Origin of the sequence: Paenibacillus sp. NPDC058367, from assembly GCF_042723305.1 — a bacterium.
Taxonomy (GTDB): domain Bacteria; phylum Bacillota; class Bacilli; order Paenibacillales; family Paenibacillaceae; genus Paenibacillus_AQ.
Map to the genome: position 1 here is coordinate 401587 of NZ_JBHXIZ010000004.1, position 21113 is coordinate 422699.

The 21113-nt window shown below is 45.3% G+C and carries 15 protein-coding genes; 12 read left to right on the forward strand and 3 right to left on the reverse strand.

Annotated features, from left to right (window positions below):
- The first annotated feature begins 39 nt into the window (after positions 1–39).
- From ACFWMP_RS22445 to ACFWMP_RS22470, 6 genes are all read left to right on the forward strand, one after another.
- Positions 40–1674: a formate--tetrahydrofolate ligase gene (locus ACFWMP_RS22445; RefSeq protein WP_042192538.1), complete on the forward strand. Its 1635-nt coding sequence runs from the start codon at positions 40–42 to the stop codon at positions 1672–1674.
- Positions 1675–2011: 337 nt separating this feature from the next.
- Positions 2012–3376 (forward strand): FAD-dependent oxidoreductase, encoded by a 1365-nt coding sequence (locus ACFWMP_RS22450; RefSeq protein ID WP_379424734.1) that lies wholly within the window; start codon positions 2012–2014, stop codon positions 3374–3376.
- 275 nt (positions 3377–3651) lie between these two features.
- Positions 3652–4479 carry a formate/nitrite transporter family protein gene (locus ACFWMP_RS22455; RefSeq protein WP_042131410.1) on the forward strand — a complete coding sequence of 276 codons (828 nt, stop codon included), beginning with the start codon at positions 3652–3654 and terminating at the stop codon, positions 4477–4479.
- A gap of 433 nt (positions 4480–4912) precedes the next feature.
- Positions 4913–6133, forward strand: a complete 1221-nt coding sequence (locus tag ACFWMP_RS22460; protein ID WP_042192532.1) for an MFS transporter — start codon at positions 4913–4915, stop codon at positions 6131–6133.
- A 77-nt stretch (positions 6134–6210) separates the two neighbouring features.
- Positions 6211–6741, forward strand: a complete 531-nt coding sequence (locus ACFWMP_RS22465) for a GNAT family N-acetyltransferase (RefSeq protein WP_042192530.1) — start codon at positions 6211–6213, stop codon at positions 6739–6741.
- Complete coding sequence (locus ACFWMP_RS22470; protein WP_379424735.1) at positions 6722–7366, forward strand: MOSC domain-containing protein; 645 nt, start codon at positions 6722–6724, stop codon at positions 7364–7366. Before ACFWMP_RS22465 ends, ACFWMP_RS22470 begins: the two co-directional genes overlap by 20 nt.
- 93 nt (positions 7367–7459) lie before the next feature.
- Here ACFWMP_RS22470 and ACFWMP_RS22475 read toward each other — a convergent pair whose 3' ends face one another.
- Positions 7460–8008 (reverse strand): GNAT family N-acetyltransferase, encoded by a 549-nt coding sequence (locus tag ACFWMP_RS22475; protein ID WP_379424736.1) that lies wholly within the window; start codon positions 8006–8008, stop codon positions 7460–7462.
- A gap of 230 nt (positions 8009–8238) precedes the next feature.
- Here ACFWMP_RS22475 and ACFWMP_RS22480 point away from each other — a divergent pair, with 230 nt between their 5' ends.
- Positions 8239–9945 carry a glutamine--tRNA ligase/YqeY domain fusion protein gene (locus ACFWMP_RS22480; protein ID WP_379424737.1) on the forward strand — a complete coding sequence of 569 codons (1707 nt, stop codon included), beginning with the start codon at positions 8239–8241 and terminating at the stop codon, positions 9943–9945.
- A gap of 81 nt (positions 9946–10026) precedes the next feature.
- On the opposite strand, the gene ACFWMP_RS22485 is transcribed toward ACFWMP_RS22480, so the two are convergent.
- A complete protein-coding gene (locus tag ACFWMP_RS22485; RefSeq protein WP_379424738.1) occupies positions 10027–11259 on the reverse strand; it encodes an MFS transporter in 1233 nt (410 codons plus the stop codon).
- Positions 11260–11628: 369 nt separating this feature from the next.
- On the opposite strand from ACFWMP_RS22485, the gene ACFWMP_RS22490 reads away from it, so the two are divergent.
- The 4 genes from ACFWMP_RS22490 to ACFWMP_RS22505 all read left to right on the forward strand — a co-directional run bounded on the left by ACFWMP_RS22490 (position 11629) and on the right by ACFWMP_RS22505 (position 18694).
- Positions 11629–13485, forward strand: coding sequence for an ABC transporter ATP-binding protein (locus ACFWMP_RS22490; protein WP_379424739.1), 1857 nt, complete (start codon positions 11629–11631; stop codon positions 13483–13485).
- Positions 13415–14092 (forward strand): response regulator transcription factor, encoded by a 678-nt coding sequence (locus ACFWMP_RS22495; RefSeq protein WP_042192517.1) that lies wholly within the window; start codon positions 13415–13417, stop codon positions 14090–14092. Before ACFWMP_RS22490 ends, ACFWMP_RS22495 begins: the two co-directional genes overlap by 71 nt.
- Positions 14089–15141: a sensor histidine kinase gene (locus ACFWMP_RS22500; RefSeq protein ID WP_042192515.1), complete on the forward strand. Its 1053-nt coding sequence runs from the start codon at positions 14089–14091 to the stop codon at positions 15139–15141. Before ACFWMP_RS22495 ends, ACFWMP_RS22500 begins: the two co-directional genes overlap by 4 nt.
- A gap of 130 nt (positions 15142–15271) precedes the next feature.
- Positions 15272–18694 carry an S-layer homology domain-containing protein gene (locus ACFWMP_RS22505; protein ID WP_379424740.1) on the forward strand — a complete coding sequence of 1141 codons (3423 nt, stop codon included), beginning with the start codon at positions 15272–15274 and terminating at the stop codon, positions 18692–18694.
- Between the two features lie 91 nt (positions 18695–18785).
- Here ACFWMP_RS22505 and moaA read toward each other — a convergent pair whose 3' ends face one another.
- The gene (moaA, locus tag ACFWMP_RS22510; RefSeq protein ID WP_076285640.1) at positions 18786–19787 is read right to left on the reverse strand and encodes a GTP 3',8-cyclase MoaA; all 1002 of its coding nucleotides are present in this window, start codon (positions 19785–19787) and stop codon (positions 18786–18788) included.
- A 415-nt stretch (positions 19788–20202) separates the two neighbouring features.
- Here moaA and ACFWMP_RS22515 point away from each other — a divergent pair, with 415 nt between their 5' ends.
- Entirely contained in the window at positions 20203–20895 is a 693-nt protein-coding gene (locus ACFWMP_RS22515; RefSeq protein WP_379424741.1) for a TorD/DmsD family molecular chaperone, read from the forward strand.
- The last annotated feature ends 218 nt before the right edge of the window (positions 20896–21113 follow it).

Sequence of the window (21113 nt, forward strand, 5' to 3'; positions counted from 1 at the left end):
TACAGCAGGATAATAACGGCAGGAGGGTTCAATACAAGCATGAAGTTAATTACAGAGGTAGCAGCACAAGCGGGAATTGGCGAAGAGCATCTGGAACTATACGGCAAATATAAAAGTAAACTTTCACCGTCCTTATGGGAAGACATGAAGAACAAACCAGATGGCAAGCTGGTATTGGTCACTGCGGTGAATCCAACCCCTGCTGGCGAAGGGAAGACCTTAACAACCATTGGGCTGGCACAGGCATTGAACGCAGCAGGAGTAAAGACCGTGGCTGCCTTGCGCGAACCATCCCTCGGACCATGCTTAGGCATGAAAGGCGGTGCCACGGGTGGCGGCAAGTCACAGATCATTCCGGCAGATGAGATTAATTTGCACTTTACGGGTGATATTCATGCGGTGACTTCTGCACATAATTTATTGTCTGCGATGATTGATAATCATATCTTCCAAGGTAATGAGCTGGGTCTTGATCCGCAGCGTATCGTTTGGAAACGCGTGATGGATATGAATGATCGCAGTCTGCGGAATATTGTGACAGGGCTTGGAGATGGAAATGGAGCCGTGCGGGAAAGTGGATTTCAGATTACAACAGCTTCTGAGATTATGGCTGTATTATGCCTATGCGATAATCTGAGTGATCTCAAAAAGCGTCTGAACCGTATTTTGATTGGGTATGACCAAGAGGGACAGCCTGTAACGGCCGAGCAAATAGGGGCAGTTGAAGCGATGACAGCGCTGCTGAAGGAAGCAGTTAAGCCTAATCTGGTGCAGACCTTGGAGGGCACTCCTGTTATTGTACACGGTGGTCCATTTGCGAATATCGCCCATGGCTGCAGTAGTGTTATTGGTACTCGTTATGCACTCAAGCTGGGAGATGTTGTGGTTACGGAAGCAGGCTTCGGAGCGGATCTTGGTGCAGAGAAATTCATGGATATCAAATGCCGGCAAGCGGGTCTAACCCCTTCAGCGGCAGTGCTTGTCGTGACGGTGAAATCCTTGAAATATAACGGTGGTGTACCTAAGAATGAGCTCCAAACGGAGAACCGGTTGGCGCTGCGCTCTGGATTGTCTAATTTGGAGCGTCATGTAGAGAATCTCGGCAAATTTGGGGTGCCTGTTCTTGTTGCCATTAATCATTTTGAAGGCGATAGCCCAGAAGAGATTAATGACGTTGTGGAGGCTTGTCGCCGATTGAACGTTCCTGCGGCAATATCCAAGGTATGGGCAGAAGGTAGTGCGGGCGGACAAGAGTTGGCTTCGGAATTAAAGAAACTTCTGGATCATAGCGACACTGAACGTTTTGCTCCTTTGTATGAGAATGAACTCGACATCTCTTCCAAAATCACCAAGATTGTTCGCGAAATTTACCGTGGTGCGGAGGTTAACTTTTCCCCTGCGGCCAAACGCAGCCTAGCGGTGATTGAGCGTCTTGGGTTAAATGATCTTCAAGTATGTATGGCGAAGACCCCTTATTCCTTCTCAGATCAGCCTAGATTGCTTGGCGCTCCAGAAGGTTTCACGGTAGGTATCCGTGATATTACCCTTTCGCTCGGTGCAGGGTTTGCTGTAGTGATTACGGGCAATATCGTTACGATGCCAGGTCTACCGGCTAAGCCAGCTGCTGAGGCACTATGGATGGATGAGGATGGCGTGATTCACGGTTTGGTGTAGATTCAGTTTATGATCAGGCTTTTCCCTGTTGGTTTAGGGGAAAGCCTTTTTTTGCGCGTTATAAGAAAGTATATCCTGAGGGGGCAGAACATAATGTCCTACGCCCATGGCAAAGATAACGAGGTCGCAATCGGCAGCAGTGACGGAAAATGCTTAAAATTGTGAACAATCTGAGAATATAGGCGAAAAGACTTGTAATGTGATAAATATCACAATATAATCAGTTTATAAAGTGAAATAAATCACAATTAACTTATCGGTGATCAGATATCTAATTTGGTCAGTCAAGCAATTCGAATATATAACCAGGTTGTCCATTTGAAGGAGGAAGAAAATAATGAAAGTAGCTGTCATTGGATGTACACATGCCGGAACTGCCGCAATTGTAAATACTGCCAAGCTTCACCCGGAAGCCGAGATTACGGTGTATGAGCGTAATGATAATATTTCTTTCTTATCTTGTGGAATTGCTTTATACGTAGGTGGAGTGGTCAAGGACCCGCACGGGCTGTTCTATTCTTCCCCTGAGAAGCTTGCTGAGCTTGGCGTAAAGACCAACATGCGTCATGAAGTGACCGTTGTGGATACGAAGTCCAAAACATTGCGTGTTCGCAATTTGGTAACCGGACAGGAGTTTGACGATACCTACGATAAGCTGATTATGACTACGGGATCATGGCCGATTGTACCGAAGCTCGAAGGGATTGAGCTGGAAGGCGTCTTGCTTTGCAAGAACTATGATCATTCCAATACCATTATAGAAAAAGCTAAACAAGCGAATAAAATCACAGTCGTAGGCGCTGGATATATCGGCGTTGAGTTGGTGGAAGCCTTCCAAATGAACGGAAAGCAAGTTACGCTGATTGATGGTGAAGATCGTATTTTGAATAAATATTTGGACCCAGAGTTTACTGCGCCGATCGAACAATCCTTTAAGGATCATGGTATTAAATTAGCGCTGAATGAGAAGGTAAGTTCTTTTGCTGGTGAAGGTGGTAAAGTTACCAAGGTTATCACAAGCGAAGGGGAGCATGAGGCGGATCTTGTAATTCTCTGCATCGGCTTCCGTCCGAATACTGAGCTGTTAAAAGGTCAAGTGGATATGCTGCCAAATGGCGCAATTCTGGTCAATGATTATATGCAGACTAGTTGCCCAGATGTGTATGCCGCTGGTGACAGCTGCGCGATTCATTACAACCCTACAGGTAAGCACGCTTATATTCCACTGGCAACCAATGCCGTACGGATGGGCACTTTGGTCGCACGTAACTTAGTGAAAGAGACGATTCCTTATATGGGTACTCAAGGGACTTCGGGCATTAAGATTTATGAAGATAATATCGCTGCTACCGGTCTTACTGAAGAAGGGGCTAAGGCTGAAGGAATGGACGTAGAAACTACCATGATTATTGACAACTACCGTCCAGAATTTATGCCAACCTTCGAGCAGGTGCAATTAAAAGTGGTATTTGATCGCGCCACACGCCGCATTCTCGGAGCGCAAATCTTGTCCAAGACGGATTTGACGCAATCGATCAACACAGTATCTGTATGTATTCAAAATAAAATGACAATCGATCAGCTTGCCTTTATCGATTTCTTCTTCCAACCTCATTACAACAAGCCTTGGAACTTCCTGAATACAGTAGGACTCGAATCGCTACCGACATCAGTACCAAGCGAAGAGGCAGTAACCGTATAATTTAATTGCCTGTGAACAATAAAGTTGGGTAAACCGGAGCCATATATGGCTCCGGTTTTTTGTGATTGATGCTGGTACTATTTACCTTTAAAATAATATGGAGCCTGTTCTTACAAATGTAATTATGGATGCGCTTCGTTAAATTTGACATGTCAGTGAAAAGTTTCACTTAGTTTTTCATTAAGTGATAATTATCACGTTAATGTGTTTTATGACACGCTACAATGGTCGTAAAGGAACAAATTTTAAGTAAATAGATGAAGGGGATAGGAATCATGGCTTATAATAAACCGCAGCAGATTGCCGCAGTCACGGTCGAGAACGGCATAAAAAAGGCGCACAATCCTTTAAGCACCGTACTAATTCTGGGCTTTCTGGGAGGAGCGTTTATCGCGCTCGGATTTTTACTGGATATTCGCGTCATTGCTGGCGCACCACATGAATGGGGATCCATCGCTAACTTTATTGGGGCAGCTGTCTTCCCTGTAGGATTGATTCTAGTACTGCTTGCAGGGGGAGAATTGCTGACAGGCAATATGATGGCTGTGCCACTCGCTTTTATGGCGAAGAAGATATCCTTCTGGGAAGTTATTAAGAATCTCGTATTGATTACCCTGAGCAATCTAGCGGGAGCTTTGTTTGTAGCTTACTTTTTCGGTCACGTGGTTGGTTTAACCTCTGACGGTGTGTATTTAGAAAAATTAGTGGAGATGGCAGGACATAAGCTTGAGGCAGACTTCTTGCCGGCATTTGTTTCCGGTATCGGTTGTAACTGGCTCGTAGCTTTGGCGGTATGGCTCTCCTATGGAGCAGATAACTTCAGTGGCAAAATCCTCGGTATCTGGTTCCCAACGATGGCTTTTGTAGCTATCGGCTTCCAGCACGTTGTAGCCAACATGTTCTTAATTCCGGCAGCTATTTTTGAAGGTTATTTTTCATGGGGAGAGTACTTCAACAATTTTGTTCCAGTATGGCTAGGCAACTTGACGGGCGGTGCGATCTTTGTTGCGGCAGCTTATTGGATGGCTTACCTGCGCAAAGAGCCTGCATCTATTCAGTCCGTAGACAGCATGTCTGGCAGCGGTGTAAAAAAACACGCCTAAACCTATCTTATAGAGCACTCCTTAGAATAGTCGAGGGGTGCTTTTTGCTGTATAGACAAATAAAATCCGCCGTGATGTATCCGAGCTCGGGGGAACGAATTCGGATGCACAGCGAATTTTAAAAGGGGGAGTGTTTCTAGGCTCTATTACCCCGACTTTGTAATAACGAAACACTTCATTATTGTTTAGTCTACTTTACGGAAGACAGCGGCAACTATAAAATATAAATAGATAGTAGAAATAGGGAGGACTGCGGACGTGAAAGGTGCTACTTTTTTCTCAGCTACGTTAGAAGTTAGTCCTAAATAAGAGGTGAAGTATACTGAGACTTTATCACGATAGCACGTCAATGCGTCTGCTTGCCCTGAACCCTGTTTTGGGATAATACTGGATGGAATAATGACACATATATTACAGGGGATGTACACTACTTATGAAGTTTTTACAGAATTATCCTAAAGAGGTTAAGATATTTTTAATTGCTAGTCTTATTAATGCAACGGGTAGTGCGCTGATGTGGCCATTGGTTACAATGTATGTTTTTGATGAGCTTGGACGCAGCATGTCGGATGCCGGATTAGTGATTCTTATTCAATCAGTTGGAGGAATTGTGGGTCAACTACTCGGGGGCTCACTCTATCATAAGGTAGGCGTTAACCGGCTGATTGTTGGAGCGCTGGGCATGAATGCACTTGCTCTGTTCACTTTGCCGGCAGCAAGTAACAACTGGACGTTATTTATGGTCGCGATGGGACTGGTAGGGCTCTTTAATTCACTGTCCTTACCTGCGATTCAGGCATTTATCGGCTTTCGTTTTACGAAGCAGCGCGGAGAGCTGTTTAATGTTATTTATGTCGCTAATAATATTGGTGTAGCACTGGGTACGGCGTTAAGTGGTTTTTTGGCCGATATTTCTTATATGCTCAGCTTTGTGATGAACGGCGTAACTTCAGCGGTATTTGCGGTATTCTTTTTTGTATATCTCAAGAAAGTCGGAGGAGATTCTTCACAGGAGGTCGCAGAACACCAGAAGGCTGGTCCTGACAAACAATCTACCTGGAAGTTAATGGGGCATACACGAATTTATCTTTATATGGGTATTGCCTCGATGTTCCTACTATTAGGGAACTCTATCTGGAATACAGGGGTATCTCCGTTCATTATTTCTGAGGGCTGGCCTAAGAAGACTTATGGTTTTCTCTGGACGCTTAACGGAATTCTCATTTTTGCAGCTCAGCCGCTCGTAACAGTAATTAAACGCTGGTTCGCATCTACCTCAACGGCACAAATGACAGTAAGTGCTCTATTTTATTTGGGTGGGTATGCTGTTCTTTTATGGATGCCGACTTATTCAGGTCTAGTGCTTGGGATGGTACTCGCTACGCTTGGGGAAATGCTGATATCTCCGGCCATGCCTTCCTTTATTTCGGATCATGCAGGTCGCAGTGCTCCTTTTTATTTAGGGCTAAGTGGAGGCATGGGGGCAGTCGGTAGGGTGATTGGACCATACTTAATGGGTAGGTTATACGATAGTGGTGGCTTAGCGCCTACCGCATGGTTGGCATGTGCGATGGCACTGCTGTCCGTAGGATTCTTTATCGTTCATGCGTATATCAACCGCCGAGGAAATTCATTGGAGCGGTCAATGGGATAGTTGAGAGTTGAGCATAGTGGATTCAAATGATCTACTGTGAATTCTATAGAGGTGCAAGGCAAGGGGTGTACATCTTTATGAAACTTAGCAACAAGGATAGGTTTATAATAAGGTTCTCAGAGATTAAAGACGTGCGGGAACTGATTCATCTGGATCATATGATCTGGACGGAGAACACTAGCCCGGGGCCATTAATGTGGCGTTCCCAAGAGGATTATCTACTGAATGCTCCCCCGGGTTCGCAGCTAGTAGCGCTAAAGGATGACAAGCTATGCGGATATGTTGGGTTTGGCTGCCCTAGTCGAATGGAGAGTAACAGGCATGTGTGCGAGGTTAATATTGCTGTTCATCCGGATTATCAACGTTTAGGTATTGGCCGGCAGCTCATAGAGGCTATTAAGGAACATGCCGCAGATAACGCCATTCGTAAGCTGCGTCTACGCGTATTATCCTGTAATGAATCAGCGCTTTCTTTTTATCGTAAATGCGGGTTTGTGGAAGAGGGACGTCTGCGGGAGGAGTTTTATCTTGGCGGTCGATACGTGGATGAAATCTTTATGTGCTGCATGCTGACAGGAGGAGAAGGATATGGAGATCATCTCACTTAATGTGGGGCGGCCAGTAACAGTGGATTATCGGGGGAAACCTTTGGAGACTGGGATTTATAAAATGCCTGTAGAAGGATCAGTTCAGTTAAATACTAATGGTTTTATCGGAGATGGTCAGGCGGATCTGAAACATCACGGGGGCCCTGACAAGGCAGTTTGTGCCTACCCCATCGAGCATTATCCCTACTGGGAGCAGCAGCTTGGAAAGAAACTGGAATACTCTGCCTTCGGAGAAAATATAACAACTGCCGGCTTATTAGAGACAGATGTTTGCATTGGCGATGTGTACGAAATAGGTACCACTGTGCTGCAGGTCAGCCAGCCACGTTATCCTTGCTTCAAAATCTCACAAAAGCATGGCCCGGCAGATCTCCCGGCTCAAGTGCTGGACACTAGATATAGCGGATTTTACTTGCGTGTGCTTCGTGAAGGAAAGATCTCAACCGGAGATGCGATTGTCAAAAAAGAAAGTGGAGCTGGCGATGCGTCCGTGGCGCATGTACTACATTTAATGCAAGTGGGGCTGCAAGAGGAAGCTGCACTGGCAGCTCTTGCGGAGCTAGAAACTCTCTCCGCCGTAGTGCGGAACAAGTTTCGAAAACAGCTGGGTCTGCCGGAGAGTTAAACACTATCTACAAACCAAAATAAGCCTGGAGGCGTATGCCTTCCAGGTTTATTTCTATTTATGAGCTTATATGTGTTGCTGGCTTAGCCTAACTTAACCGAGCAGCTGCCATTCACTACGTAATAAACCGTATACGGCATGGTTGACGTAACCGTCAGGCAGTTTCTCTGACTGTCTAATCACACCTTCAAGGACAAAACCAAGCCGTTCCGGGATCGCCCGGCTGGAAACATTTCCGGTTGCGCAGCGAATTTCTACACGTTGCAGCTCCATTTCCAGTAGTGCATAGTCTACTAGAACCCGACAGGCACTGGTCATATACCCTTTACCTTCATATCCTTCACCCAGCCAGTAGCCGATTCCAACAGAACGGTTATGCCAGTCAATCTGGTGATACCCAATAACACCGGCGAGCTCACCGCGAACCCATAGTCCAGCGGTAAAAGCACCATTGTCAGTGCTTTGTTTAACCGCATTTTTGATGAAATTTAGAGTGTGGGCCTGTTCCGTAACGGCATCTACCCAAGGGAGCCATTGCCTAAGTCGTTCCCGTGAGTGCTCTACTAACGCGAACATGTGCCGAGCGTGCTCTGGCATTAGCGGCTTTAACATCAGCTCATCATCAATGACATAATTAAACAAGCGGTTGCCTCCTTTTCGGCACAAGGCCTTATGTATGATTATGGATTATTTCTTATGATTATCATGCTACTCTATCGCCCTGACAGAAGTCAAAAGGTCTAAAGACACTAAAAAATGATCCGTGCCTTGTGTCCCCTTTTATTGAACAATCTACGGTTAACGGGTATATTAGTAGGAAACATGTTTATACAAGAAGTAGTGTAACACTACAGAATGAAAGGTTGATAGCTGTGGAGAACCGTAGCACCCCCTCCAATTTTATTAAGAATGTTATTACCGAAGACCTCCGTACCGGTAAAGTAAAGGAAGTTATCACACGCTTTCCGCCGGAGCCGAACGGTTATTTACATATCGGACATGCCAAGGCGATCTGGATTAACTTTACACTGGCGGACGAGTTCGGTGGCAAGACTAACCTAAGATTTGACGACACGAATCCGGCTAAAGAGGATACGGAATATGTAAACTCGATTCAGGAAGATGTAAAGTGGCTCGGTTATGAATGGGAAGAGCTGCGTTTTGCATCTGATTATTTTGAGGAAATGTACAAACGTGCCGAATTATTAATTACAAAGGGCAAAGCCTATGTCGATGACCTCAGTGCGGATGAAATTCGTCAATTGCGTGGAACGCTGACGGAACCAGGAAAGAACAGTCCGCATCGTGATCGTAGTATCGAAGAGAATTTGGATCTGTTCCGGCGTATGCGTGCAGGCCAATTCAAGGACGGTGAGAAGGTTCTTCGCGCCAAGATTGACATGGCGTCACCGAACATTAACCTCCGTGATCCTGTAATTTATCGGATTACACATGCACATCACCATAACACAGGCGATAAATGGTGTATCTACCCAATGTATACCTTCGCGCATCCGTTAGAAGATGCTATTGAGGGGATTACTCACTCCCTTTGCTCGCTCGAATTCGAAGATCAACGTCCATTCTACGATTGGGTTGTAGAGGAATGTGAGATGCCAGCTGTCCCTCATCAATATGAATTTGGGCGTCTGAATCTGGCTCAAACGATGACTAGTAAGCGTAAGCTGAAGCTGCTTGTAGACGAAGGACATGTGGATGGTTGGGATGATCCACGGATGCCTACGATTTCTGGTCTACGCCGTAGAGGATATACGCCGGAAGCGATTCGTAAATTCGTGTATGAAGCGGGTATCTCTAAGAGTCAGGGTCTGGTGGACCTGCAAATGCTGGAGCACTTTATCCGTGAGGATCTTAAGCTAACTGTACCGCGTACTATGGCTGTGTTACGACCGCTTAAGGTTGTTATCACCAATTATCCAGAAGGTCAAACAGAATGGCTTGAAGCGGAGAATAATACAGAGAATGAGGAAATGGGCGTACGTCAAATTCCGTTCTCGCGTGAAATTTATGTTGAGCGTGATGACTTTATGGAGAATCCGCCGAACAAATATTTCCGGTTGTTCCCTGGTAATGAAGTACGTCTGAAGCATGCTTATTTCATCAAATGTAATGAGGTTATTAAGGATGAGAATGGCGAGGTAGTGGAGCTGCATTGTACGTATGATCCGGAAACGAAGAGCGGAAGTGGATTTACAGGCCGCAAGGTAAAAGGTACGTTGCACTGGGTTGAAGCTAGCCAAGCGGTTCCTGCGGAATTCCGTCTATACGAGCCTCTGATTTCTGCTGAAGAAGCGGATGAGGCTGTGGAGGTTGAAGGTTTGGATTCCTCGGTAGAGAAATCGGAGCCTAGCTTCTTAGATCAGCTTAATCCTAAGTCCATAGAAATCCTGCAAGGGTTTGTTGAACCTGCGCTTAAGGATAGCGTGGCTCAGGATAAATTCCAGTTCTTCCGTCATGGCTATTTTAATGTGGATAGCAAATATTCGGCGCCTGAACATCTCGTATTCAATCTTATCGTTTCACTGAAGAGTTCATTTCAGCCTCCTAAACAAGGCTAAACAGATAAATTAATCAAGGTAACAACAAAAAGCAGGCTCAAACGTCCCGAATAGGTACGTTTGAGCCTGCTTTTTGTTGAATTATAATGCTTCGATGTCGAAGATCTCTTCATCTTCCTCTGAAGGGGGGCGATACCCACCACGGCTAACAAAGAGCCACATGAAACCAAAGCCAAGCGTTCCAATAAGCGTCAAGAATACACCCGTCTGATACATGCTTTGTGCACCCAGATACTGATACATCCAACCTCCGAGAATACCTCCAATGAAACCGGATATCCCACTCCAGCTTAGGGTGTAGAGCGCTTGTCCGGAAGAGCGATAAGGCCGTGGAATCAGGAGCATCGTCAATTGGGTACCTACATAGAAAAAGCCGCCGAACGTTATGCAGTGTAAAATTTGAATGAACACCACTTGAAGGGCAGTAGTCGCATCAGCCATAAACCACCAACGCAGAACGAACAAACCACTGACCAATGCAAGCCAGCCGAGCAGAACGGAAATTTTACGTTTCAGGAACCGGTCACAGAGAACGAATACGCCTACCTCCAAAATGGAGGAGAGGAATACGGCAAGACCAATCATTTTTTTAGAGCCGCCCAGATCCGTAATATACAAGGATATAAATGTGGTGTTCATAGTGTTTGGAATGGATACCAGAATACCAAACACTAAAAAACACAAGAAAAAAGGATTGAAAATCAACTTAGTTAAGCCCTTATACGGCATCGGAGCTCTCATAATGGTATGGTTAATTTTAGGCAATACAAGAACGGATAGGATTGATGCACCTAGTAACGCTGTAAGCAGATAGGTCAAGATGGATACATCAGCCCAATCCAGGATAAAGCCGGCGACAATCGCAATCACTGCCCACCCTATTGAACCCCAAAGCCGGAAAGAACGGAAGCGCTGATTAGTTCCGTCAATATAGCTGAGAATCATCGTGTTGCTTTGAGCAAATAGTGGTCCTTGGAAGAAATAGAACAAAATAATGGCGTTGTAGATCGTTTCATATGTATTTGCTCGAAACATAAACTGTGAGAACACTAGCGTTCCGAATAACATTAGCAAAACGATACGCCGTATATTCTGAGAACGGTCTGTTAAGAACGCCCAAAATGGATTTGCAAATATGGATACTAGCGCTCCCATAGAGAATAAGACACCAATCTCTAATTTGTTCATCCCTACATCCAGCAGGTATAGTTGAAAGAAGCTGGTGAAGAGGACCATGGTTCCATATACAAAAAAATTGAACCATTTTAAAGACGTGATAGAAGATGGAATAACGCCTTTTCGCAAATGGTTCACTCCTTTCTCACTAAATATCTTGCATGGAGTAGAGTGGCCAATAGTAGGCCCTTCTATCACTGTAACACGTGTTGAAAAGGGATACAAACACCCTTTTTTACTTTTTTACATTATTTTGGGTTTTATTTATGTTTGAGACGATAAGCGACAAAAAATGCGTGAACGCGTGCGTAGAAGGTACAAACGCTAAGTGTAACGGGCGTTATTTTGGCCTGTGACTATTCCCGCAGGATGGGAAATCACAAGGCAGTATTGTCTGATCGGCGCGTTTAACTTCAGTTTACAATCTGCAGATAGGATGGGTGTAAGGCGAGAAAGATATTACTATGCTTTTCTCATAGAGCTATTAAGAAAAGGGGAGTCATTGTCATGAAGAAATCCGAATCCAAGCGAAAGATGGCGCTGAAGCCGTTCTTAACGTTACTAAGAGAAACCAAGCCTTCATACGGCTTATTGGCTATAGCCATTGCGTTAAGCATGATATCGACATTGGTCAGTCTGGTCATCCCGATGTTCACTAAGAACTTGGTGGATGGCTTCTCTCTGGCCTCCGTGAGCAAGCTGCAGATTGCGGGTATAGCAGCTGCGTTTATTGCGCAGACCATTGCGGGAGGGATCTCTATCTATCTGCTCAATTATGCAGGTCAGAAGATGGTTGCAGGTCTGCGGGACCGACTGTGGCGTAAATTTCTAGTTCTGCCTGTGGCTTATTATAATGACAACCGAACGGGAGAAAGTGTCAGCCGCATGACGAATGATACAGGGATCATCAAAACGCTGATTTCTGAACATCTAGCCAGCTTATTTACCGGAGTGATTTCCATTGTAGGTTCGATCTCAGTTCTGCTATTTTTAAATTGGAAAATGACACTTGTTCTATTCACTGTTCTTCCACTTTCGGCGCTGATACTAGTACCACTTGGGCGGCAGATGTACAAAATTTCCAAGGGAATGCAAGATGAGACAGCTTCTTTTACTGCTACACTTAGTGGTGTTTTATCTGAGATCCGTCTGGTCAAATCCTCAGGCGCAGAGAAAAAAGAGTACGAGGCAGGCAAGACTGGAATTATGAACCTGCTTTCCTTTGGTATTCGTGAAGGCAAGATTAGCGCGATGATCAGTCCACTCGTCTCCTTTGTTTTTATGATGCTGCTTGTGGTCATTATCGGTTATGGTGGGATGCAGGTATCTTCCGGCGTCTTGACGGCTGGAGAACTGGTCGCCTTTATTCTTTATCTTATTCAGATTATTATGCCACTTACTCAACTGACTACGTTCTTCACACAGATTCAGAAAGCTAAGGGTGCCTCAGAGCGTATTATTGAGACCTTGGCAGCAGAAGAGGAAGTATATGAGGGACAGGAAGAGGCAAATGGCACAGAAGGTCCGATCTCAGTAGAGGGATTAAGCTTTGGTTATAAAAATGGTGAGAAGGTATTGAATGATGTGAGCTTCCAGATGCTTCCTGGTCAGGTGACGGCTATTGTCGGACCGAGCGGGGGCGGTAAGACCACGTTGTTCTCGTTGCTAGAACGTTTTTACGAGCCTCAGTCAGGTCTGATTAAGCTGGGTGACAAGCCAGTGTCTACATTCTCATTGCGTTCGTGGCGGAAGCTTATAGGGTATGTCTCACAGGAAAGTCCACTGTTGGCCGGTACGATTGCTGAGAATTTAACCTATGGATTGGATCGTGACGTTAGCAGGGAGGAGATGCACGCAGCAGCAGCAATGGCTTATGCAGATGGCTTTATTGATGCACTTCCTGAAGGATATAATACGGATGTCGGCGAAAGAGGTGTGAAGCTGTCTGGTGGACAGCGGCAACGGATTGCTATTGCTAGAGCACTGCTGCGGAACCCGAAGATTCTTATGCTTGATGAAGCCACTTCCAGTTTGGATAGCCAATCAGAAGCCGTGGTGCAGAAGGCACTGTCCAATCTGATGAAGGGTCGAACTACGATTGTAATTGCGCACCGTTTGGCTACTGTTGTAAATGCAGAGCAGATTATTTTTATGGAAAAAGGTCAAATTACCGGAATGGGAAGTCATGAGGAACTACTGGAAAACCATGAGCTGTATCGTGAATTTGCCACCCAGCAGCTACAGATGAATAACCCCGAGGTTCAGGACATTGAAGAGGAGGCTCCAGTGATACATGACAAAAATACTAGTAGTGGACGACGATCCGCACATCCGCGAATTGGTAGAAGTATTTCTGAGAGCTGAAGGAATGGATGAGATCTATGGAGCTTCCGATGGACTGGAGGCTCTTCAGATTCTGGAAGGTAATAACATAGATTTAGCTATTATTGATGTGATGATGCCCAACATGGACGGCTGGGAGCTATGCCGGCGGATGCGCCAGAACTATGATTTCCCGATTTTAATGCTGACAGCCAAAGGGGAAACCTCACAAATTGTAAAAGGCTTTGAGTTGGGTAGTGATGATTATTTGGTCAAGCCATTTGAGCCGGTTGTACTTATTGCGAGAGTAAAGGCGCTGCTTAAACGATATCAGATTTCTGCCGCGCAAAGTGTGACCGTAGGCCGATTGCGTATGAATCGCAAAACCTACGAGGTCTCTTCAGAGTATGGGGAAATTACCTTGCCGCTTAAGGAATTTGAGCTGTTGTTTAAGCTGGGCAGCTATCCGGGGCAAACATTGACAAGAGACAGGCTGATCGAAGAAATTTGGGGTTATGATTTTGAAGGGAATGAGCGGACACTCGATGTGCATATCAACCGTTTGCGTGAACGGTTCAATCAGGATGACTATGGATTCGTTATTCGTACGATCCGTGGTCTAGGTTACCGGTTGGAGGCTGAGGCATGAATCGATTTAAGGAGATCATTAAGCGGATTGGGATGTCCTTTGTTTATTTCGGTGGCGTTGGGATTAGCTGGACTGCAGCTTATTTCCTAATGAACTGGATATATAGCAGGGCTGGGCGCCCCTCCTCGGATTATTTGGTCCAATTAATCAGCGTGATGGTCGGTATTGTGATCTTGTTCATGATGGCATTGGTAGTCTCCAAGCTATTTCGTGGCTGGGAACGTGTCTTTTATAGATCAATCATTGAAGGGTTAGGACGAATTGCTAAGGGTGATTTTAATGTAGTATTGGATAATAATAGGGAATACGGTGAATTTGGAGAAATTGTTGAGAGTATCAATGTAATGGCAAGTGAGCTGAGTCAGATGGAGACCATGCGCCAGGATTTTATCTCCAACGTATCGCATGAAATTCAATCTCCACTAACCTCGATTCGGGGGTTTGCTCTTGCGCTGCAGGATGAGACTCTGAATGTGGAGAGTAGGAGGCACTACCTTAATATTATTGTGGCTGAGAGTACCCGCGTATCTGGGCTCAGTGATAATTTATTGAAGCTATCAGCGCTCGAATCGGGTAATTTTCCGTTTGAAAATCAGGTTTATCGTCTGGACAAACAGCTTAGAGATACAATTCTGGCTTCTGAGCCACAGTGGCTGGAGAAAAATATAGAGGTAGAGGCCGAGCTGGAAGAAGTGAATGTAACTGCGGTAAAAGATTTAATGACCCAGGTCTGGACCAATCTTCTTCATAACAGCATTAAATTCACTCCCGGGAATGGATGTATTCATATCAAGCTTCGAACGATAGATGAGCGGGTAGAGGTGGAGATTCAAGATAGTGGGATTGGTATCTCTGAAGAAGACTTACCTCGCATCTTTGATCGCTTCTATAAGGCAGACAAAGCTAGAACAGCGAGCGGGGGCGGTAGTGGCCTGGGCCTATCACTGGTTAAGAAGATCGTTGAGCTGCATAACGGTAAAGTAACCGTGGCCAGCCGACCGGGTGAAGGAACGGCTTTTGTAGTGAGCTTGCCAATGCCAAAGAAATAAATCGGCATTGTTTATGTAAATATGAATATTTACATAAACATGCAACAAAATCCGACATGTCTTTACAATTTTCTACTATTCTAAATATAGAATCTACGAAAATCCAAAAGACATCGGAGGATTAATCATTTTGAAGAAGAGCAAAATTCGCGTTTTTCTAACTAGTTCGCTTGCCGTATTATTGTTAGCACCCAACTTTTCATTACAGACAGTTTATGGTGCTTCAGGAGAATCAGCGCCTGATATCACGTCTACTGCTTCTGAACATTCAGGGAAATGGATGACAGGTGAATACCATGCACATACGTATGAATCGAACGATGCTCAGGAGTCATTGAAAAGTGTGCTCGATGCTGCATTTGAACAAAATGGTTTTGACTGGATGGCACTGGCTGATCACCTTCGGGTATCTGACCGGGATGACGAAGGGGTGAATCTCCCTGGCGGCTCCATTCCGATGTCACAAGGTATTGTGGATTATCAGAATGAGAAAATTAAGAAGTTACAGGCAGAAGGCAAATATGCTGGAAAAATCATTTTTTCAGGCTTTGAGTGGGATATGCCCCAATACGATCATGCTGCAGTTGGGATTGTTACAGATCATCCAGGGTCCGCAGAAGCTTTGAAGGCTATTAATCAATTTGAATATTTATTTACTAATCGTGATGTAAGTATGTTCGATCCGGCAGATGTGGCTAAGTGGAGTGCGGCGGATACCAGAGCTTTTTCTACAAAAGAAGATACTCGCACAGCTATGAAATGGCTCAGTAGTCATTATCCAGATAGCTATGTACTGATCAATCACCCCTCCAGAAAAAATGGTACAAGCTCGGAGCTTAAAATAGAGGATATCCGTGACTTTAACAATATCAATCCGAATCTTGTCTTCGGCTTTGAAGGTATGCTGGGCAATCAGATGGCGAGTGACCGGGGAGAGACGCCTGAGACTTACGGAGGTACAGACGTCAAGGTTGCACAGCTTGGAGGAATGTGGGACGCACTGCTGGGTGAGGGCCGCAGATTTTGGAATTTTGCTAACTCAGATTTTCATTTCAAAACAAAAAATGATCAATTTTCCAGCGGTTACTGGCCTGGTGAGTATTCCAAGAACTATACCTGGGTGGATGGCTCCGATATTAACGCTGTCGTAGATGGCATGCGGTCAGGGAAATCATTCTCTGTTTTTGGGGATCTCATCAACGTATTAGAGTTTAACGTGTCTGGAGATGGACAAGAGGAAGAAATGGGTGGCGAACTGGACGTAAAACAAGGGGACGACCTAGAGCTTACGATCCGTTTCAAAAGTCCACAGCAAAATAATAATGGCGACGCTGTTAAGGTAGATCATATAGATTTGATCTCCGGTGAAGTCCATGGCAAGGTTGATCCAGGTACACCTGATTACACCAAAGCGACTAACGATACAACAAAAGTTTTGAAACGCTTCACAAGCGAGGACTGGACTACAGATTCCGAAGGCTACAATGTTATTAAGTATAAGGTAGAGGCAGCGGACAAGGATCGTTATTTCCGGTTAAGAGGGACTAACCTTGGAACTGATGTTGCGGGAGAAACGGTTAACGGTGAACCGCAGATTGATCCAAAAAATAATACCGTCGATAACCTGACTCGTTTCGAAGAAATCAACGCCCGTAATTATAGTGATATGTGGTTTTATTCCAATCCGATTTTTGTGGATGTGGAGTCGTACAGCGATCAGCAGGCAGTTAACGATACTATGACTGCATTAGATCTAGGAGACACAAGCGCATTAACTTCTGATCTAACGTTGCCTACCGAAGGCAAACACGGGACAAGTATTGTGTGGAAAAGCTCCAATCCGGTTCTAATGACGAATGAAGGTAAAATCACCTTCCAACCTAAGAAGGATACGAAGCTGACCTTAACAGCTACAATTCAGCGGGGATTGGCTACGGAAACGAAGTCTTTTGAAGTAACGCTAAGCGGAGATGATAGTATCACCCCATTGGCGCTTCATAGCACATTAAAGACTGAGAACGGACAAGCTTATTTAAGTGGTGACTGGACGAATCAGAGTGTTTCGGTAAGCGTGTATGCTAGCGTATATATTCCTGGTGCGGATGTATCCATTCAATTAGCGACTGATGTAAACGGAAATTTCCTGCCCTATGAAAGTGGGAAAGTGGTTGAGATTTCGGAAGAAGGCCAACATCAACTGCAATTCAAGGCAACGGATTCTTTAGAAAATAAGACAACATTGCCGCTTGCTGTGAATATCGATCGTACAGCACCTGTGATTACCCTGAAGGGGGATAGCCGTCTTAGTCTGACCCAAGGGGATGACTTCAAGGACCCGGGCGCAGACGTTACTGACAAGGTTGGGATTGCAGGCTCTATCCTGGTGACAGGAACAGTGGATGTTCAGACTCCAGGAACCTATACACTGAAGTACAATGCGACAGATTTGGCTGGCAATGCAGCTACTGAGATTGTACGCACAGTAGTTGTAACTGCGGGCACTAGCAGTGGAGAGGGGAATAATAACGGAGGAGGCAACGGACCAGTTGCAACTCCAGCTCCTACCGCGGCGCCATCTCCTACAGAGCAGCCTTCTACAACTCAGCGTGTGGAATTGGAGGTAAAAGCACAGCAGGGAGGAACGGGCACACTTAAAGACGTGGGCAGCTTTACGATTCCGGCTGGAGCGTTGTCTGGTAACAGCGAAATTGCCTTTTCGGTTATTGCTGCTGATGAGACACCAGCAATGGGCGCTCTTCAGGCTGTGAGTGCAGCAGTAGAGCTTACTAGTGACAAGGCAGGCATGCTCAATAAGCCTGTGGAACTGTCCCTCAATTACGATGTGACCAAGATTTCATCGGGGCATAAAGCAGCTATCTACTATTACAATGAGCAGCTTAAAAAGTGGATTTATGTTGGTGGTCAGAGTCAAACAGGTGGAACTATAACTGCAAGCTTAAATCAGCTTGCCAAATATGCTGTGTTTAATTATCAGGCCCCATCGATTACCGATTTGAATACTCATTGGTCCACGGCGTTTACAGACCGTCTAATCGGTATGGGCGTCATGAAAGGGTACGAGGATCATACCTTCCGTCCGAATGAGGATGTTACTCGGACACAGTTCGCTTCTATGATTGTAAGGGCGCTTGGTTTGCAATCAACAGGTAGAACAGTGAAATTCGCGGATCAAAGTGCGATTCCAGCTTGGGCTGCAGATGATGTAGCAGCGGCGGTAAATGCCGGAATCCTTCGTGGATATGATGTGAACGGCAAAATGTTCTTCGAGCCTTCAGAAAAGATTACCCGTGCCGAAATGTCAGTTATGCTCGCGAATGCTTTGAAGGCTAATGCCCATAAGCAAACGGATAAAGAGGGGAACTTCGCGGATCTTACCTCCATTCCACAATGGGCACAGGCATCTGTAAAAGCGGGGGTTGAAGCGGGTATTTTGGGTGGATTCGATGATAACACGTTCAGACCTGAGAACAATGCTACAAGAGCGGAGGCAGCAACGACGCTTTACAAGCTGCTCGAGGCTCTATATCTATAATAGTGGATGGCGAAGGCTATCCTTCAATCTCTAAATGAAACGCCGCTTTTCCCAGATGGCTTGGGGAAAGCGGCGTTTTTAATGAGACGGACTAGCCTCCAATTTGAGACATACGCCGAGCCGTCGGCGTGTGGCTTTGTGCTTTTTTCTCCAAGGCTAATGCCATTTCGTGGTTATGTGGCTTGTTACCCAGAGCTTTGCGGAATAAGGCCTGCACTGCTGCGGGATCGCTTATTAGGGGGCGGACATTGTACTCATCTTCCCAATACAGACAAGCTTTGATATGGCCATCTGCTGTTAGTCTTAGTCGATTGCAGTTATCGCAAAAGTGATCGCTTACGGGATGGATTAATCCGAACGTTCCTTGCGCTCCAATAACCCGCCGATTCTGGGAAGGGCCATTACCAGATGGCATCTCAGCTTCCTCGGTTTCCCAGCCGGCCGCAGTACAAGCTTCTATAACGGTTTCCAGCGGCAGATAGGATTGGCGCCAAGAATCAGTAGCACTTCCGATAGGCATATATTCAATAAAACGTACATTTAGTGGACTGTTCAACGTAAGGGAGATGAAGTCTTTGATCTCGTCATCATTAATCCCTTTCATCAACACAACGTTAAGCTTGATCGGCTCCAGCCCGGCAGCTTGTGCTGCCTCGATCCCCTTTAGTACCTTGGAGACCTCACCGCCGCGTGTAATCATAGAGAAGCGATCTTGCCGTAAAGAGTCCAGACTGATATTCACCCGTGACAACCCGGCTTCTTTTAGCAGCGCTGCTTTAGCTGGAAGCATTAATCCGTTCGTAGTCAGTGAAATATCGTCGATCCCCGGAATGGCGGATATCATAGTTACTAGCTTCTCCAGGTCTTTGCGTACAAGAGGTTCTCCACCTGTTAGCCGTACCTTGCGTAATCCAAGTGGTGCTAGCGATTCCACAACTGCGGTGATTTCCTCATAGCTCAGAATCTCGTCCTGCGGCTGGAATTCCATCCCTTCCGCTGGCATACAATAAATGCAACGCAGGTTGCAGCGGTCGGTAACCGAAATGCGGATGTAGTCATGTAAACGTCCAAAAGGGTCCGTCAGCGGCTCCATAGCGTTGCTCCTTTCATTTGTTGGTGTTTTGAATGCTTCCCGTCTTAAGAGGAGGCGAAGGTGTTTATACTTGTTTAGAATTTTAAAGATCGCTCGCGGGTACGTCAATGAGCAAACTATTGAACGGGTTAAACTCCCCCTATTTGAATAAGGAGGGTTGTGATTTAATTGCATAATAATGGACAAACTAAATAGAATGACAAAGCCGAAATAGACTTGCGAAAATGTGACAAAAGTACGACAAATGAAGTGATTAGTCATAGAATGCTCACGGAAAGCGTTTTTAATATCCGATATAATCTAGGTGCGGATTACTTTTACGTTCACTTTTGCGAAAACAGAAAGGATACCGGAAATTGCACGTCGATCATGCGACGGTGTGTGACCGGGAAACCCAATGAGGAGGATTTGCAAAATGACTATGCAAACTGTTCCATCGCTCGCCGTGCCGGAGGCATTTAGCCATTGGTTGGAAAGTCGGGGATTAATATATCAGCTTTTAGTGGATTTTTTGGGCAGAAAACCATCACTCTCACTTGTGGCTCAGTGGAGCCGCAATCGCAAGATGAGTGTTGCTGCAGAGATGACGGAAGGCGGACGGGAACTGAAGCGCTATCTGAGTCAGGAACCGAATAAGTTACCCCATATATGTGAGAACGAGACCCAAGAGTATAAACGGCTTATGCACGAACAGACAGTAAGCTCTTTTAAATTACGTGAAGCTGCTATTCTGGGTCGTTCTGAAGATTTCTGCAACGTGCTTGCTGATGTGTATACTTCCGCAGGAATTGTATTTAACAAATGTAATGGTGAAGCTGATGATCATATTGCTATTGAGCTGGAATTTATGGCAGTAATGCATGAGCGGATGTTGTACAATAGCTTCTCAATTAGAAGTGCTATGGATTTACTTGATATTCAGGTAGCCTTTTTGGAAGATCATTTACTGCAATGGACTCCACAGTTCTGTGAGAAGTTAAATGCAGCAACGAATAGTACGTTGTATTTGGGACTTTCCCATATGCTCGCTGAGTTTCTACCCCTTGATCTGCAGATGCTGCGTTCCTGGAGAGCTTCGCTGGAAAGCAGTGCAACAGCAATGGTATAACAACACTATAATACAGAGCCCGGCCTATAAATTAGGTCGGGTTTTTCTTGCTGTGGAAGTGTAAATAGTGATTTAAATGGAGGTCCAAGTGGAGCAAGTAAATGAAAACCTGAGTGAAGTCCCAAATGACGATCCAATTGATGGTCTAGAAGAATAGTTAGGGAATTTCTCCCTGAAATTCTGAGTTTATTGATCACAAACCTTGTAATTAAGGAAAA

Coding starts and splice junctions, on each gene's coding strand:
- ACFWMP_RS22445 (WP_042192538.1), top strand. CDS start 40: ATGAAGTTAATTACAGAGGTAGCAGCACAAGCGGGAATTGGCGAAGAG.
- ACFWMP_RS22470 (WP_379424735.1), top strand. CDS start 6,722: ATGGAGATCATCTCACTTAATGTGGGGCGGCCAGTAACAGTGGATTAT.
- ACFWMP_RS22450 (WP_379424734.1), top strand. CDS start 2,012: ATGAAAGTAGCTGTCATTGGATGTACACATGCCGGAACTGCCGCAATT.
- ACFWMP_RS22455 (WP_042131410.1), top strand. CDS start 3,652: ATGGCTTATAATAAACCGCAGCAGATTGCCGCAGTCACGGTCGAGAAC.
- ACFWMP_RS22500 (WP_042192515.1), top strand. CDS start 14,089: ATGAATCGATTTAAGGAGATCATTAAGCGGATTGGGATGTCCTTTGTT.
- ACFWMP_RS22515 (WP_379424741.1), top strand. CDS start 20,203: ATGACTATGCAAACTGTTCCATCGCTCGCCGTGCCGGAGGCATTTAGC.
- ACFWMP_RS22460 (WP_042192532.1), top strand. CDS start 4,913: ATGAAGTTTTTACAGAATTATCCTAAAGAGGTTAAGATATTTTTAATT.
- ACFWMP_RS22465 (WP_042192530.1), top strand. CDS start 6,211: ATGAAACTTAGCAACAAGGATAGGTTTATAATAAGGTTCTCAGAGATT.
- moaA (WP_076285640.1), bottom strand. CDS start 19,787: ATGGAGCCGCTGACGGACCCTTTTGGACGTTTACATGACTACATCCGC.
- ACFWMP_RS22495 (WP_042192517.1), top strand. CDS start 13,415: ATGACAAAAATACTAGTAGTGGACGACGATCCGCACATCCGCGAATTG.
- ACFWMP_RS22490 (WP_379424739.1), top strand. CDS start 11,629: ATGAAGAAATCCGAATCCAAGCGAAAGATGGCGCTGAAGCCGTTCTTA.